Raw genomic sequence first — 14,263 nt, forward strand, 5'->3', positions numbered from 1 at the left:
TCCCTAATTATTTAATAATTGGTTTTTTACCTTTTGTCAACCCTTTCCAAACCCTTTACCACTTTAAAGTGTGTGGATAGGTTACCAAAAATAAAAAATCAGTAAATCCAATTTAAAGACCGTGACGTATTAATAAAAAAATGAACAGGGAGGAATAGATTGATGCTTAAACAAAAATTATTTCTGATGCTGACTGTTTTAACACTTTTGTTGTCACTATTTATGCCTCAAAAGACGAGTGCTGCTGAGGGAGTAATTTTATATACGCCACTAACGGGATTATCCTTAACCCCTGGCGAAACTGCAAACTATGATATTGAAATTATCAATGATTCAAATCAAGTGAAAAATTTAGAGTTTGCCATTAAGGATTTACCTAAAGAATGGAGCTCAACTATGACATCAGATGGCTATGGTGTTGATCATTTATCCGTTAAGCCGAATTCTTCGAAAAACTTTCAGCTTGATGTAGAAGTTCCCTTAAGAATCGAAAAAGGAGAGTATAATTTTGATATAACGGCAACTTCCGATACAGGAGCTGTCACTACCTTACCAATTACAGTTAACGTAACGGAAAAGGGTGTTTTCAAAACGGAATTGAACTCAGAGCAAACCAATATGGAGGGGGATGCAGAGTCAACCTTTACATATGATGTAAAATTAGTAAATCGTACAGCGAGTGAGCAGCATTATTCATTACAGGCAGATGCGCCAAACGGCTGGCAAGTGAACTTTAAAGAAGATGGTAAAGATGTAACAAGTGTAACGGTAAAATCCAATCAAACGTCAAACCTAACAGTTGAAGTAGTTCCTTCTAAGCAGTCAGGTAAGGGAACTTATGAAATTCCCATTACTGCTCAAGCCGGTGATGCCAATGCGAAGCTTACTCTTGAATCGGTGATTACAGGCAGCTATGGCTTAGAGTTAACAACACCTGATGGAAGACTAAGTTCAGATATCCAGGCAGGTGGAAAAGACGTCATTACATTACAGGTCAAAAACACGGGAACGAGCCGTCTGGAAAACGTGGAATTATCAAGTGTAAATACTCCTTCAGAATGGGATGTCAAATTTGAACCTGGAACAATTAATGAAATTCCGGCTGGAAAATCTGTTCAAGTTAAAGCAACTGTAAACGCAAGTGATAAAGCGATAGCTGGAGACTATATAGTTGAAGCGAAGGCCTCAACACCTGAAGCAACCGCCAACGCCAAAGTACGTATGAGTGTCAAAACTTCTATGGTATGGGGATTTGTTGGCCTTGCAATTATTGTTGCTGTCGTTGTGGGTATTATCTTCCTCGTAAGAAAATATGGGAGGAGATAAATATGGAAGAGAAAATGATTCAATTAAAAAATATCACCAAGCAATATAAGGAAAATAAAGCTGTAAACCATTTGAATTTATCCATTAATAAGGGGGAGGTTTTTGGATTATTAGGACCAAATGGAGCAGGAAAATCTACAACGATTTACATGATATTAGGTTTAACAGAACCAACAGAAGGTGAAGTCTATGTTGACGGAATTCATGCCACGAATAAACCTATTGAAGTGAAACAAAGGGTAGGATTTCTACCGGATAATGTTGGATTTTATGAGGATATGACCGGGATTGAAAATTTAATTTTAACAGGGAAACTCAATGGTTTAACAAATGCAGAAGCTGAAAAGAGAGCGATGCATTGGCTTGAACAAGTTCGTATGAATCATGCGTCAGCAAAAAAGGTAGGGGAATATTCTCGGGGAATGAAACAAAGACTGGGGCTTGCTGATATCTTAATGAAGAATCCAGAGGTGGTTATTATGGATGAACCTACTCTGGGAATTGATCCAAAAGGTATTCATGAGCTGCTGGATCTGATAAAAAATCTTAGCGAAGAGCATGGTTTAACTATATTACTATCCTCTCACCAATTGCATCAGGTACAACAGATATGTGATCGAGTTGGAATTTTTGTAAAAGGTGAATTGCTAGCTTATGGAGATATTGAAGAATTACAAAGAAAATTATTAGATGAAACATCGATTTTATATAAAGTGATTGTGAAAAACGATAATCATCAACTTGTTGAAAGACTAAGTATGGAATCTTATGTTGACTCTATTGATTGGGATGGGGAAGCATACCATGTGAAAGTAAATAGAGAGGACGGTGGAGAGCTGGCCCGTTTTTTCGTCTCTAATCAATATGATTTACTGACCCTCCAAAGACTGTCTTATGGATTAGATGATATCTATCAACGCTATTTCCAGGGAGGTGAAATGGGTGATTGAAGCCATTAAAAATAAAGAAAGGTGGTATAAAAAAGCTCAGCAGTTTGTCAATAGCTCACTTTGGATACTGACACGTAAGGAAATAACAGACCATATTAAAAGCTATCGTTTCAATATTCTAATGGTCATTATCTTACTGACTTGTGTAGCATCTTTATATACAGCATTCTCCTCGATTCGAGATGTAGCGTCTAATTTAGAAAATAATCAGAGCTTATTTTTATACTTAAGAGTGTTTACGATAACAGGAGAAAATGGTACCTTACCTTCCTTTGTGACTTTTATCAGTTTTCTGGGGCCGTTGCTGGGAATTAGTCTTGGTTTTGATGCAATTAACAGTGAACGAAATAAAAATACTTTACTGCGTATTATGTCGCAGCCAATTCCAAGAGATTACATCATTCTATCAAAATTTTTAGGGTCGCTTGCTGTGATTGCAGGATTTATTTTCTCCCTTGGTTTTTTAGTAGTAGGAATTGGGATTATTTCTATGGGAATCCCTCCGACATTTGGTGAGATCATTCGAATAGTAACCTACTTAGTTATGATCATTATCTATGTTGGCTTTTGGCTTTCCCTTTCGATTCTGTTTTCGATACGATTTAAGCAAGCAGCAACATCTGCCTTAGCAGGTATAGCTATTTGGTTATTTTTTAGTATTTTTTACTCTATAATCGTAAATCTCATTGTGAATGCTTCTGTTCCTAATCAGTTATTTCAAGCCGCCAGTACAACGAGTGTCCAGGCAGAAAGTCAGCAATTGTTAACAAGTCTCATGAGATTTTCGCCTAACTATTTATTCTCAGAAATCACAACTATTCTACTTATTCCCAACTTTCGAACCTTAGGCCCAATTTCGATGGAACAGCTTGCTGGAAGCGTTTCGGCTCCCTTGGATTTAGCCCAAAGCTTCACTATCATTTGGCCACAAGTTATTGGGATTTTATCAGCAGGGATTATTTGCTTTGCTATATCCTATTTTATCTTTTTATTTCAGGAAATTCGTTCATAAAAGTAAGAAACCCGGAATATTCCGGGTTTCTTTTATTTAATATAAGTAGTAAAGGTGTAAACCCAATGATTTAACTATTTTGCGTATTGGGTTCCATATCCTGAAACGTTTCTTCAATTAAATGAAGAAATTCAATCATATCGTTAATCCTTTTCCGAAGGGTTTTAAGGTAATCGTTATCCGAAATGTTTTCATGATCAGCTAGCATTTTATCAATCTCTTTGAGAGACTGCTCCTGACGATTGGCAGCATCTAACCACCTATATATGAAGGCACTCATAAACATACGATATAAACGTTCATTTGCTTGATATAAATCTTTTCTTACACCTTTTATCCAAACTCTCTCTACTAAATTTGCGTCTAATAAACTTCGAATTCCCGTACTCATTGACGTTTTGCTTTTTCCGAGAGCCTGGCTCATTTGATCTAAAGTCATAGGTTTTTGATTAATATACAATGTAACAAATAGTCTTGCCTCAGATGGTGATAAATCAAACATTTCAAGTGTCTTTGAAAATTCGGATATTACTTGGTTGTGTACCTGATCAAGTTTAATGGCTTCGTTTGCCTTCTGCATGTAAAAAAAGGCCTCCTTAAAACGGTATCGTTAATATCACATTACTAAAAATGAGTGAAAATTAAAAATGATAAAGAAGGGAGTAATTTCTAGTAATTTAAAGAATTTTGAAGATAATGTCGCAATAAGTTCGTACAGTTTGAACTGTACGAAAATTACATTCGAAATTAATGGTTTTTATTGTTTGAACTTTGCAGAATTTATAGGTATAGTTATATAGGTGATTGGTTGGATGACGAAAATAATATGCTTTTGGCACTAGGAAATTTGTAGAGAGGTGAAAAGTGTGCCGATTATAAAGGTTGAAAATTTATCAAAGATATTTGGTAGAAAACCCCAAGAAGCCATTGGGCTCTTAGAAGAGGGATATTCCAAAGAAGACATACTTGAAAAAACCGGAAATACTGTAGGTGTAAACCGTGCTACCTTTGATGTTGAAGAAGGTGAAGTATTCGTTATTATGGGACTTTCCGGTAGTGGTAAATCCACTTTAGTTCGATTACTTAACCGTTTAATCGAACCTACAGAAGGAAGCGTACTTATTGATGATCAGGACCTTGCTACAATGGATAAAGAAGGTCTGCGAAAAGTTCGTCGTGAAAAAATGAGTATGGTATTCCAAAACTTTGGATTGTTCCCATATCGAACAGTCCTTGAAAATACTGTTTATGGATTAGAAATACAAGGGATGGATAAAGAAAAAAGTAAGGAAAAGGCAATACAAGCACTTGAGCTTGTTGGACTAGGTGGTTATATTGAGCAGTATCCTTCCCAATTATCAGGTGGTATGCAACAACGTGTTGGTTTAGCACGTGCATTAGCGAACGATCCAGAGGTTTTACTTATGGACGAAGCCTTTTCTGCTTTGGACCCATTAATTCGTAAAGGAATGCAGGATGAACTTCTGGATTTGCAAGAAAGAATGCAGAAAACCATTATTTTCATTACCCATGATTTAGATGAAGCATTGCGTATTGGTGACCGTATTGCATTAATGAAAGATGGTTCTATTGTTCAAATTGGTACACCGGAAGAAATTCTGGTTAACCCAGCTAATGATTATGTAGAGAAGTTCGTAGAGGACGTGGATCGTTCAAAAGTATTAACAGCAGAAAATATTATGAAACGTCCAGAAACGGTTAGTATCGAGAAACATGGTCCTCGCGTTGCTCTGGAACGTATGAGAGAAGAAGGTTTATCCAGCATTTACGTTACAGATAAACAACGTAACCTTAAAGGATATGTAACAGCTGACGATGCATCTGATGCACGTAAAAATGATGTAAAAGATTTATCACAGATTTTGAAAAATGATGTGCCAACTGTAAACTTGGATACGTCAATGACTGAGATTTTTGATATTATTCAAGACACTGCAGTACCTGTTGCGGTAGTTGAAGACGGTAAACTGCGTGGCGTTATTGTTCGTGGTGCTGTAATTGCAGCATTGGCCGGTAGTGAGGTGAATATAGATGTTGGATAATATACCGACGTTACCTGTCGCCGAAATTGTTGATACGATTACGGACTGGATTGAAGAAACATTTAGTTTTATATTTGATCCGATAAAAGATGATTTTGGTCCATTTCTTGATGATTTAAGTGGAGATTACTTAGCCGCTATTCCACCATGGATTGTGATTTTAATCGTGGCTGTATTGGCGTTTTTTGTCAGCGGTAAAAAGTTTGGACTTGCTATTTTTTCTATTATTGGTTTATGGTTTATTCAAAACCAAGGTCAATGGGAGCAATTAATGTATACCTTTGTCCTTGTTATAGCAGCAAGTATTATTGCCATTATTATTGGTGTACCAATTGGAATACTAATGTCTAAGAGTAAAACATTACAATCGATTTTAACTCCAATATTAGACTTTATGCAGACGATGCCAGCATTTGTTTATTTAATTCCAACTGTAGCATTCTTTAGTATTGGAATGCCTCCTGGTGTGTTCGCAGCGTTAATTTTCGCAACACCACCAACTATTCGTTTAACAAACTTAGGTATCCGTCAAGTTCCAAATGAGCTGATTGAAGCATCAGAAGCCTTTGGAAGTACACCAATGCAAAAGCTGATTAAAGTTGAACTTCCAATGGCTAAAAAGACGATAATGGCTGGTATTAACCAGACCGTTATGCTTACTCTTTCCATGGTTGTTATAGCATCCATGATTGGTGCACCAGGACTTGGAAGAGAAGTCATGCGTGCCTTGCAACGTGCTGACGTTGGTTCAGGTTTCGTAGCAGGAATCGGAATTGTCATTCTTGCTATCATTATTGACCGTTTCACCCAGTATTTAAACAAGCAAAAGGGTGAATAATCAAATTCTTTAGTAACTTTTCATTATGAAGAGTTTACTATATAAAATATTTTTAAAAGGGGAGTTAATACACTATGTTGAAATTTAAATGGAAACATCTAGGTGTAGCTGCTGCATTAGTGTTGGCACTATTTCTAGCAGCATGTGGTGGTGACGACAGTGAAGAAAATACTGACGACACTAGCAACACAGAAGAAGATACAAGCGCTGAAGGACCAGAATTAGGCCAGGAGGATCTTGAATTGGTTTATGTTGAGTGGGATACTGAAGTTGCTTCTACTCATGTAATTTCTGAAGTTCTTAAGGATGAAGGTTATAATGTAACAGCAACACCAATTGATAACGCCCTTATGTGGCAAACAGTTGCTCAAGGAGATGCAGATGGAATGGTAGCGGCATGGTTACCATCCACTCATGGAGATTTATATGAAGAATTTGGCGGTGACATGGTAGAACTAGGTCCTAACCTTGAAGGTGCTAAAATTGGACTAGTTGTACCTGAATACATGGATGCCAAAACAATAAGCGATTTGGAAAATTATGCTGGTGATCTTGACAGCAAAATTACTGGTATTGAAGAAGGTGCTGGTGTAGTAAAAGCTGCACAACAATCAATCGAAGACTACGGTCTAGATGGCTGGGAGGTTCAAACATCTTCTAGTGGTGCAATGGCTACAGCATTAGGTGAAGCGATTGATGACGAAGAGCCAATTGTTGTGACTGGCTGGTCTCCACACTGGAAATTCGAAAAATATGACCTTAAATATCTAGAAGATCCAGAGGGAAGCTTTGGTGACGCAGAAAATATTGAAACAATGGTTCGACAAGGACTTGAAGAGGATTCTCCAAGAGCTTACCAAATCCTTGATAATTTCCATTGGTCTGAGGATGAAATGAACTCTGTTATGCTTGAAATTAACGAAGGTGCAGATCCACAAGAAGCTGCCCGTAATTGGGTAGACAATAACCAGGAAAAGGTTAGCGAGTGGACTTCATTCGAATAAGGATTGACTAAAGGGGCCGTCCCTACCAGGGGCGGCCTTCTTTTTTTTAGTGGATAATAAAGTTCCTGTGACTCCTTAATAAAAAAGTGTATGTCTTTATTTAAGACATACACTTTTTTATATTAGGCATCTTTTTTAGTTGTGTTCATTTTGTCTTCTAACTCTTTCAGGCTTTCCTCGACATTTTTTAAATGCTCTTGAATATTCTCCTGATGTGGCTCAATAGTTTCTTTCCAATTTTCGATGGATTCTTTTACATCCTGGGATAACTCTTTTAGAAGGACTGCACCTTCTTTAGTCGTTTTGGTTAATTGATTCTTTAAGTCCAGACCTTCATTTTTAAGTTCTTCAATGGTTTGCTTAAGCTTAAGGCTTTGTTCTTTGGCTCTTTTACGTACATCTTGTCCAGAAGATGGTGTTGTTAATAAAGTAGTTGAAGCACCAATTACACTTCCAAAAACCAGGCCAAGAAATAATGATTTTCCTTTTGACATATGGATAACCTCCTTTTGATAATGAAGGGAAACGAGCAATTATTGGAAATGATTTAAAACGAGTAAAATAATTTTCAAAAGGGTATCATTTCCTTATCACTACTATTATAACGTTTTTCAGCCTTTATGTTTAGAAAAAAAGAAAAATAACTTAAAATAAAACTCCAGAGTATGAAACGCTGGAGTTTTTAAAACGTTTATTTAAATGGATTCTTGTATCACTCTATGCTTTTTGCAGTGAAATCGTTGATCTCTTCATAATAGCTTGCAGGATTGGATAAACCACTAATATGATAATACTATTGGCAATGGTGGCAGGAATGACTACGGTAGCAAACAACGCTCCGAAACCGGCTCCAAGCTCTACCCCCAGGATAAACAATGCTACAGATAAAAAGATAGCTCCGCTTATCATGGTTCCTAAAGCTGTCATGATAGGTGCTAATACAGCATTCTTCGTCATTTTGGAAAATAGAACGTATAGACCAAAGAATGCAAAGGCGGTAATTGGTTTGTCAATGATATTTGATATTTGTCCGCCTGGCATTGTAGTCGTTAATGCGGTTAATAATCCAGTTGCAACGGCTAACACCAATACATATTTTGCTCGTGGGAAAAGTAAAATTCCCAGAAACATCATGGCAAGCTGTAAATCAGGCTTCATTCCGAATAGTACTCCAGGCATAACCAGGTGCAATACTGTACCAATCCCAATAAACAACGATAGTAAAATTAACACACGTGTATCCATTTTCATTTGTAATCCTCTCCTCATCTAAACTACTCTCTGCTATCTTCCTTTCCAATCATATCCTCATGATTGATTGCGAAAGAGTTTATACATATATACATATTATAACAGATTCTTACATTCTGCTAAAGAAAAACTTTTATAAACGGCTGAAATTTTTCTGAAAATTGTTAAATATTTTTAGCAATCTCTTCTGCGATTTGCTTAAGATCGTACTCATCAGAATGAGTTACCCATTTTAAATCAAATCCATCCTTATCCTTATCATATCGAGGTAATAAGTGGATATGTAGGTGGAAAACAGATTGACCGGCAAATTCCCCGTTATTTTGTAATAGGTTTAACCCTTTAGGCTGGTATGTTTGTTTAATTGCATTTGCTATTTGAGGAACGCGTGCAAATACTTTTTGAGCTACTTCTGAGTCTGTGTTATAAATATTCTCAGTGTGTTGTTTTGGGATTACTAACGTATGCCCCTTTGTAACCTGACTAATATCAAGGAAAGCATAAACATCTTCGTCTTCATAAATCTTTGCAGAAGGAATCTCCCCATCTAAAATTTTACAAAAAATACAATCGGCCATATTTATCCTCCTCAGACATATTTTCCTTAATTGTAATAAAGGGAAGTCTTCAATGCAACGAATTAAAAAAGGCGAAGGGGCTAAACTGCTATAGATTTCATTAAGGTATTTTAAATATAAAAAAGGCAGAGCAACATGGCTCTGCCTTAAGGAACGGGGGGCTTGCATACTGTTGATGAGATGGGGAAACGTTTTAGACTATACCTAGTCTAATAACGGTTAAGTCTACAGTAGCTTAAAGGAAAGAATCAAGTGAGAAAGAAAGTTGCCTTTCACGAACACCCCATTTTTCTAAAATGGATTATTTAACGTGAAAGAAGTATATCTTTCACCAACACCCCACTTCAAATGGTTTGACGTTCGAGACAATGTTTCACCACTGACTTTCTATCCCCGTTCCTCATTTAATAGCTTGTTCAGTATAAATGGGAATTATTCATCTTTTGCAAATCAAAGGGATGATGGTAAAATTTAGATTAGGTATGTAAAAGAAGGTAGGGATGAATAGATGGAGCAATTATTAAAGCTCGAAAACGTTTTTGGAGGATATACACAAAAGCATGTTTTAAAAGGAATATCTTTTGATGTGCGTCCACACGAAATTGTGGGGTTAATTGGCCTAAATGGAGCTGGAAAGAGTACTTCCATTAGGCATATTATTGGTCTGATGGAGCCTAAAAAAGGGGCTATATCCATTAATGGAAAAACTTATCAGCAAAATCCCGAAGATTATCGAAAGCAATTTGCCTATATACCAGAAATGCCTGTTTTATATGAAGAATTAACGTTATATGAACATCTGCGACTTACCGCCATGGCTTATGATATCCCTGAAGATGAATTTGAAAAAAGGATTCAGCCTCTATTAAAGGAATTTCGCTTAGAGAAAAAGTTAAAATGGTTCCCTGTTCATTTTTCAAAGGGAATGAGACAAAAGGTCATGATTATGTGTGCCTTTCTTATTGAGCCTTCACTATATATTGTAGACGAGCCTTTTGTGGGACTGGATCCTTTAGGTATTCAATCCTATTTACAAATGATGGATGATATGAAACAACAGGGAGCTGGTGTACTTATGTCTACCCATATTTTATCTACTGCAGAACGTTATTGCGATCGCTTTGTTATATTGCATGATGGAGAAGTACGGGCCAAGGGAACCTTAACAGAGCTTAGAGAAGAATTCCAAATGCCTGATGCAACATTAGATGATCTTTATATTCAATTGACAAAGGAAGATCAACATGTTTGATGCGAATGAGTTATGGAAGAAACGATTAGGTGCCCATTTAAAAGAAACTGGGCGGTATATGCGTCTTATTTTTAATGACCATTTAGCTTTTGCATTGCTGTTCTTTATAGCTGCGTTTGCTTACTTTTATCAACAATGGCTTGAGAACCTTCCAGAAGGCTTTCCTGTTGCATGGGTAATGGGGATTGTTCTGGGACTGTTGTTAACGCACAGTCCTGTTCGAACACTTTTACAGGAAGCTGATACAGTGTTTTTGCTGCCTGCAGAGCATAAAATGAATCGCTATTTTCTTAAAGCATTTTGGTACAGTTTTTTTATTCAGCTTTATTATCTGGCATTAGGGTTTGCTGCTTTAAGTCCGCTTTATTTAACGGCTTACCCTTACCGGGGAGTTAAGTGGCTTCTATATCTTGCTGTTATCCTAATAGTCCTCAAAATATGGAATCTTTTGATTAGCTGGTGGCTTTTAAAGGAGAGAGACATTCAGTACCGCCGTATGGACGCTTTCATACGTTTAGTGTTAAATATTTTCGTTTTACGTTTCTTTTTATTAGGTGATGCAGTTCTTTATGTCAGTATCATGACGATTATTTTTGTAGGATATTTCCTGTGGATGTATCAAGTTTATAGCAAAAAACAGGGTGTTGCCTGGGATATGCTTATTGAAAAAGAAGAAGCCAGTATGCAGGCATTTTATCGATTAGCCAATATGTTTACAGATGTACCACACTTAAAGAAGAGAGCAAAGAAACGCCATTTGATTGTCCGTATGTTCACACAATCTGTTCCTTTTAAACAACAAGAGACGTTTGCGTATTTATATCGCATTACCTTTGTTCGCAGCAGTGATTATTTAGGCATGTATGTAAGACTGTTTCTTATTGCCATCTTTTTCATATTTTGGATACCCAATATTTGGTTTAAGCTCGTATTTGCTTTGCTATTTATATATTTAAGTGGATTCCAGCTTATTTCCCTTTGGAATCATCACAAAACGATTGACTGGATTGATTTGTACCCTCTTCCCAAAAAAGTAAGGAGGCAATCATTACAACAATTTTTGCAGTTTGTCATGCTTATGAAAACATTTATTTTAGGAGTAGTCATGTTTTGGGCGGCTACATGGCAGGAAATGCTGATATTATGGATTGTAGGCGGATTATTTACTCTTGCATTTGTGAATACATATGTTAAGAGCAGACTGGAACGAAGACAAACAGTATAATTTTAGGTTTAAAGGAATGATCATATGCAAGATTATGAACAGGACGTACTTAAAGAAGCTTTGAAATGGAAGCGAAAGATGAAAAGAAAATCTTCCCTTGTACAAAAGGCGTCAAAATCCGTACAAACCAAAATCAATCAAAAAATTCCAGATCAAGCCCATAAAGTGATTACAGAGAGCATTCGTAAGATGATTGAAGTATCCTTAACTAGTTCAGCCTACATTTATAAAGTGGATGTCAATCCTGATTGGGGATTTCAAAAAAGGGAACAGGAAATTAAAGATCGATTACAAAAGTATCGGAATACAGCTACCATTGAAGGTGCAGGTACAGGCGCAGGTGGTATTTTCTTAGGAATGGCTGATTTTCCAATGCTTTTGAGCATTAAGATGAAATTTTTATTTGATACTGGCCAGCTTTATGGAATGAACGTGAAAAATTATGAAGAACGAATGTTTTTACTTCACTTATTTATGCTTGCATTTTCAAGTGATAATAGTCGAGCACGTGTCTTACATCGAGTCGCCCACTGGGAACAGGAAAAGGAAAATTGGGTGGATATTGATTGGAGAGAGCTGCAGCAGGAATACAGAGATACCATTGATTTCGTTAAAATGATGCAATTAATCCCGGGTTTTGGTGCTGTGGTTGGTGCGTGGGCCAATTCTCGGTTATTAAATCAGCTTGGGGAGACAGCTATGAATGGGTATCGTCTAAGACTGTTAGATGAAAAATAAGTAGTGAGTTTACCAGTACACTTTGAAAAAAGTAAAAGGTATATGAAAAAAGAGCATCGCGTAATGATGCTCTTTTACATGTTTCCTAATGCTCTTCCTGGTAGCTTCTAAAGGCTTGTAATAAGGTTTTTGCATCTAAGGGTAAAGCTCTTTCATCAAAATCAAATTTCGGATGATGATGCGGGTAATTATCTCTTTCTTTTTGAGCTCCTGTAAAGTAAAAGGCTCCTGGCTTTTCTAGTAAGTAATAGGCAAAATCTTCGCCTGTCATAGATGGTTCAATTTCTTCCGTATTATCAATTCCAGGTACTTTCTTGCCATCCTTCAAAATCATTTCCGCTTCTTTGGGATGATTAACGACCGGTGGATAGCCTTTGAAATAGTTGAAATCATGGTTTGCTTCATAGGGGATGCAGACACTTTCCACAATTTTTTTCATTTGGTCAATGATTTCATTTTGAACATCAGTATCGAATGTTCGCACGGTTCCAACTAGCTTGGCTGAATCCGCGATAATGTTGAATGCTTGCCCTGCTTCAAACGTTCCGACTGTTATAACCCCGGTTTTCAGAGGATCAATCCGGCGACTCAAAATCTGCTGTAATTGTGTGACAAGTTGAGAGGTGATAACGATAGCATCTTTTGTTTGATGAGGCTTAGCTCCGTGACCGCCTTTTCCTTTAATTTTAATTTCAAAGCGATCAGCACCTGCCATAAAGTTACCTTTAGATGTATGTAAGACGCCAAGGGGGGTATCTGTCCATAAATGTGTCCCAAATACAGCATCTACATCTTCTAATACTCCTGCTTCAATCATTGGCTTTGCCCCACCTGGAGCATATTCTTCAGCCGGCTGATGGATAAATACGATTGTCCCTGGGAGTTGTTCCTGGAAAGGGAGTACTGCTTTGGCCAGTCCTAGCAATGCTGCCGTATGTCCATCATGTCCACAAGCGTGCATCACACCGGGAACCTTGGATTTATAGGTTACGTCATTTTCTTCCTGGATGGGTAATGCGTCAAAATCAGCTCGTAAAGCAACGGTTTTACCTGGTTTGCCTCCATTTAGCTTAGCTATTACTCCATAGCCACCAATCTTTGTTTGATAGGGAATACCTAACTTTTCATAATAATCCGCAATAAACTGTGCTGTTTTTTCCTCCTGAAAAGAAAGCTCCGGATATTGATGAAGGTGTCTTCGGATTTGGACCATCTCGTCAAATAAATCATCAACAGCTTGAAAAATATTTTCCCACATAAGAATCTCCTCTCACATATATTAGGTAAATTATAACAAAACTAATGCCTGTTCCCCAATTATTAAAGTGGGGTAAACAGGCATTTTTGACTTACACATCTTTCAGTAGACGCTGTATTTCTTCTTTGTGATGGGTTTCATCTGCTATCATATCCTCAAGTTTAACGACTAATTCCGTATATCCTAATTCATCAGCTTGCCTCTTACGGGTCTCGTATCTCTCTATGGTATCAATTTCGGATTGTAAAGCTTCTTCAAGCATTTCCCGTACATTGTCCAGCTGTTTGACTTCTTTTGGAGTTGTAGTAGGTTCACCACCTAGCGTTTTAATTTTTTCTGATAAGTATAAGGCGTGCCCTGATTCATCCTCTATTTCACCTTCAAAAAAAGGTTTTAGCACCTGTCTATATAACCCTGATACTACAGCAGCATCATAGGTGTACATAATCATTGCGGCATACTCATTAGCCAAATCTTTATTCAATCCTTCAATAAGTTCCTTCTGCTTTGCATCCATGAGTTATTCACCCTTTCTTATGACAAAATTTGATTTCATTATTACATTTCCCTTGTCAATATGGATTTAAACAATTCCAGGAATGATTTTCGACAAGGCTGTTTTTGCATCGTTTATTGCCCTTTCGCAGGTGAAATACACTACGCTTTCCACTGGAGTCTCCCAGACCGCCCGCGGAAAGCGAGCGCACTGGACGGAAATTAACACTAATGTTTACAAGAGCCTTTAAAAAGAACCTTTGACAATGACTA

The 14,263-nt window shown here is 37.1% G+C and carries 15 protein-coding genes; 9 read left to right on the plus strand and 6 right to left on the minus strand.

Going from position 1 to position 14,263, the window contains the following annotated elements:
- The first annotated feature begins 162 nt into the window (after positions 1-162).
- Genes BMX63_RS03800 through BMX63_RS03810 form a run of 3 tightly spaced genes read left to right on the plus strand, consistent with a single transcriptional unit; the run spans position 163 to position 3,288 of the window.
- Positions 163-1,326 carry a COG1470 family protein gene (locus BMX63_RS03800; protein WP_093132136.1) on the plus strand — a complete coding sequence of 388 codons (1,164 nt, stop codon included), beginning with the start codon at positions 163-165 and terminating at the stop codon, positions 1,324-1,326.
- A gap of 2 nt (positions 1,327-1,328) precedes the next feature.
- Positions 1,329-2,276: an ABC transporter ATP-binding protein gene (locus BMX63_RS03805; RefSeq protein ID WP_093132138.1), complete on the plus strand. Its 948-nt coding sequence runs from the start codon at positions 1,329-1,331 to the stop codon at positions 2,274-2,276.
- Complete coding sequence (locus BMX63_RS03810; RefSeq protein WP_245732708.1) at positions 2,269-3,288, plus strand: ABC transporter permease; 1,020 nt, start codon at positions 2,269-2,271, stop codon at positions 3,286-3,288. The genes BMX63_RS03805 and BMX63_RS03810 overlap by 8 nt, the downstream gene beginning before the upstream one ends.
- Positions 3,289-3,358: 70 nt before the next feature.
- On the opposite strand, the gene BMX63_RS03815 is transcribed toward BMX63_RS03810, so the two are convergent.
- The gene (locus BMX63_RS03815) at positions 3,359-3,868 is read right to left on the minus strand and encodes a GbsR/MarR family transcriptional regulator (protein ID WP_093132141.1); all 510 of its coding nucleotides are present in this window, start codon (positions 3,866-3,868) and stop codon (positions 3,359-3,361) included.
- Between the two features lie 286 nt (positions 3,869-4,154).
- Here BMX63_RS03815 and BMX63_RS03820 point away from each other — a divergent pair, with 286 nt between their 5' ends.
- The 3 genes from BMX63_RS03820 to BMX63_RS03830 all read left to right on the plus strand — a co-directional run bounded on the left by BMX63_RS03820 (position 4,155) and on the right by BMX63_RS03830 (position 7,193).
- On the plus strand, positions 4,155-5,351 hold the full coding sequence (locus tag BMX63_RS03820; RefSeq protein ID WP_093132143.1) for a quaternary amine ABC transporter ATP-binding protein: 1,197 nt from the start codon (positions 4,155-4,157) through the stop codon (positions 5,349-5,351).
- Positions 5,341-6,189, plus strand: a complete 849-nt coding sequence (locus tag BMX63_RS03825) for an ABC transporter permease (RefSeq protein WP_093132145.1) — start codon at positions 5,341-5,343, stop codon at positions 6,187-6,189. The genes BMX63_RS03820 and BMX63_RS03825 overlap by 11 nt, the downstream gene beginning before the upstream one ends.
- Before the next feature lie 74 nt (positions 6,190-6,263).
- The gene (locus BMX63_RS03830) at positions 6,264-7,193 is read left to right on the plus strand and encodes a glycine betaine ABC transporter substrate-binding protein (protein ID WP_093132147.1); all 930 of its coding nucleotides are present in this window, start codon (positions 6,264-6,266) and stop codon (positions 7,191-7,193) included.
- A gap of 122 nt (positions 7,194-7,315) precedes the next feature.
- Here the strand turns inward: BMX63_RS03830 and BMX63_RS03835 are convergent, their stop codons facing one another.
- From BMX63_RS03835 to BMX63_RS03845, 3 genes are all read right to left on the minus strand, one after another.
- The gene (locus BMX63_RS03835; protein ID WP_093132149.1) at positions 7,316-7,687 is read right to left on the minus strand and encodes a YtxH domain-containing protein; all 372 of its coding nucleotides are present in this window, start codon (positions 7,685-7,687) and stop codon (positions 7,316-7,318) included.
- A gap of 223 nt (positions 7,688-7,910) precedes the next feature.
- Complete coding sequence (locus BMX63_RS03840; RefSeq protein ID WP_342731372.1) at positions 7,911-8,444, minus strand: tryptophan transporter; 534 nt, start codon at positions 8,442-8,444, stop codon at positions 7,911-7,913.
- A 164-nt stretch (positions 8,445-8,608) separates the two neighbouring features.
- Positions 8,609-9,022 carry an HIT family protein gene (locus BMX63_RS03845; protein WP_093132151.1) on the minus strand — a complete coding sequence of 138 codons (414 nt, stop codon included), beginning with the start codon at positions 9,020-9,022 and terminating at the stop codon, positions 8,609-8,611.
- A gap of 508 nt (positions 9,023-9,530) precedes the next feature.
- Here BMX63_RS03845 and BMX63_RS03850 point away from each other — a divergent pair.
- The 3 genes from BMX63_RS03850 to BMX63_RS03860 are packed head-to-tail and all read left to right on the plus strand — an operon-like array spanning position 9,531 to position 12,237.
- On the plus strand, positions 9,531-10,274 hold the full coding sequence (locus BMX63_RS03850) for an ABC transporter ATP-binding protein (protein WP_093132153.1): 744 nt from the start codon (positions 9,531-9,533) through the stop codon (positions 10,272-10,274).
- Positions 10,267-11,499 (plus strand): ABC transporter permease, encoded by a 1,233-nt coding sequence (locus BMX63_RS03855; protein ID WP_093132155.1) that lies wholly within the window; start codon positions 10,267-10,269, stop codon positions 11,497-11,499. Before BMX63_RS03850 ends, BMX63_RS03855 begins: the two co-directional genes overlap by 8 nt.
- A gap of 24 nt (positions 11,500-11,523) precedes the next feature.
- On the plus strand, positions 11,524-12,237 hold the full coding sequence (locus BMX63_RS03860; protein WP_093132157.1) for an EcsC family protein: 714 nt from the start codon (positions 11,524-11,526) through the stop codon (positions 12,235-12,237).
- 85 nt (positions 12,238-12,322) lie between these two features.
- On the opposite strand, the gene BMX63_RS03865 is transcribed toward BMX63_RS03860, so the two are convergent.
- Positions 12,323-13,495: a M20 metallopeptidase family protein gene (locus BMX63_RS03865; protein ID WP_093132160.1), complete on the minus strand. Its 1,173-nt coding sequence runs from the start codon at positions 13,493-13,495 to the stop codon at positions 12,323-12,325.
- Between the two features lie 91 nt (positions 13,496-13,586).
- Positions 13,587-14,012: a ferritin-like domain-containing protein gene (locus BMX63_RS03870; RefSeq protein ID WP_093132162.1), complete on the minus strand. Its 426-nt coding sequence runs from the start codon at positions 14,010-14,012 to the stop codon at positions 13,587-13,589.
- Positions 14,013-14,263: the final 251 nt, after the last annotated feature.

It is taken from the genome of Salinibacillus kushneri (genome assembly GCF_900111405.1).
Lineage (GTDB): Bacteria > Bacillota > Bacilli > Bacillales > Alkalibacillaceae > Salinibacillus > Salinibacillus kushneri.

Excerpts from the sequence above, each read along its gene's own strand:
- BMX63_RS03800 (WP_093132136.1), top strand. The coding sequence starts at position 163 with ATGCTTAAACAAAAATTATTTCTGATGCTGACTGTTTTAACACTTTTG.
- BMX63_RS03805 (WP_093132138.1), top strand. The coding sequence starts at position 1,329 with ATGGAAGAGAAAATGATTCAATTAAAAAATATCACCAAGCAATATAAG.
- BMX63_RS03815 (WP_093132141.1), bottom strand. The coding sequence starts at position 3,868 with ATGCAGAAGGCAAACGAAGCCATTAAACTTGATCAGGTACACAACCAA.
- BMX63_RS03825 (WP_093132145.1), top strand. The coding sequence starts at position 5,341 with ATGTTGGATAATATACCGACGTTACCTGTCGCCGAAATTGTTGATACG.
- BMX63_RS03830 (WP_093132147.1), top strand. The coding sequence starts at position 6,264 with ATGTTGAAATTTAAATGGAAACATCTAGGTGTAGCTGCTGCATTAGTG.
- BMX63_RS03835 (WP_093132149.1), bottom strand. The coding sequence starts at position 7,687 with ATGTCAAAAGGAAAATCATTATTTCTTGGCCTGGTTTTTGGAAGTGTA.
- BMX63_RS03840 (WP_342731372.1), bottom strand. The coding sequence starts at position 8,444 with ATGAAAATGGATACACGTGTGTTAATTTTACTATCGTTGTTTATTGGG.
- BMX63_RS03845 (WP_093132151.1), bottom strand. The coding sequence starts at position 9,022 with ATGGCCGATTGTATTTTTTGTAAAATTTTAGATGGGGAGATTCCTTCT.
- BMX63_RS03850 (WP_093132153.1), top strand. The coding sequence starts at position 9,531 with ATGGAGCAATTATTAAAGCTCGAAAACGTTTTTGGAGGATATACACAA.
- BMX63_RS03855 (WP_093132155.1), top strand. The coding sequence starts at position 10,267 with ATGTTTGATGCGAATGAGTTATGGAAGAAACGATTAGGTGCCCATTTA.
- BMX63_RS03860 (WP_093132157.1), top strand. The coding sequence starts at position 11,524 with ATGCAAGATTATGAACAGGACGTACTTAAAGAAGCTTTGAAATGGAAG.
- BMX63_RS03865 (WP_093132160.1), bottom strand. The coding sequence starts at position 13,495 with ATGTGGGAAAATATTTTTCAAGCTGTTGATGATTTATTTGACGAGATG.
- BMX63_RS03870 (WP_093132162.1), bottom strand. The coding sequence starts at position 14,012 with ATGGATGCAAAGCAGAAGGAACTTATTGAAGGATTGAATAAAGATTTG.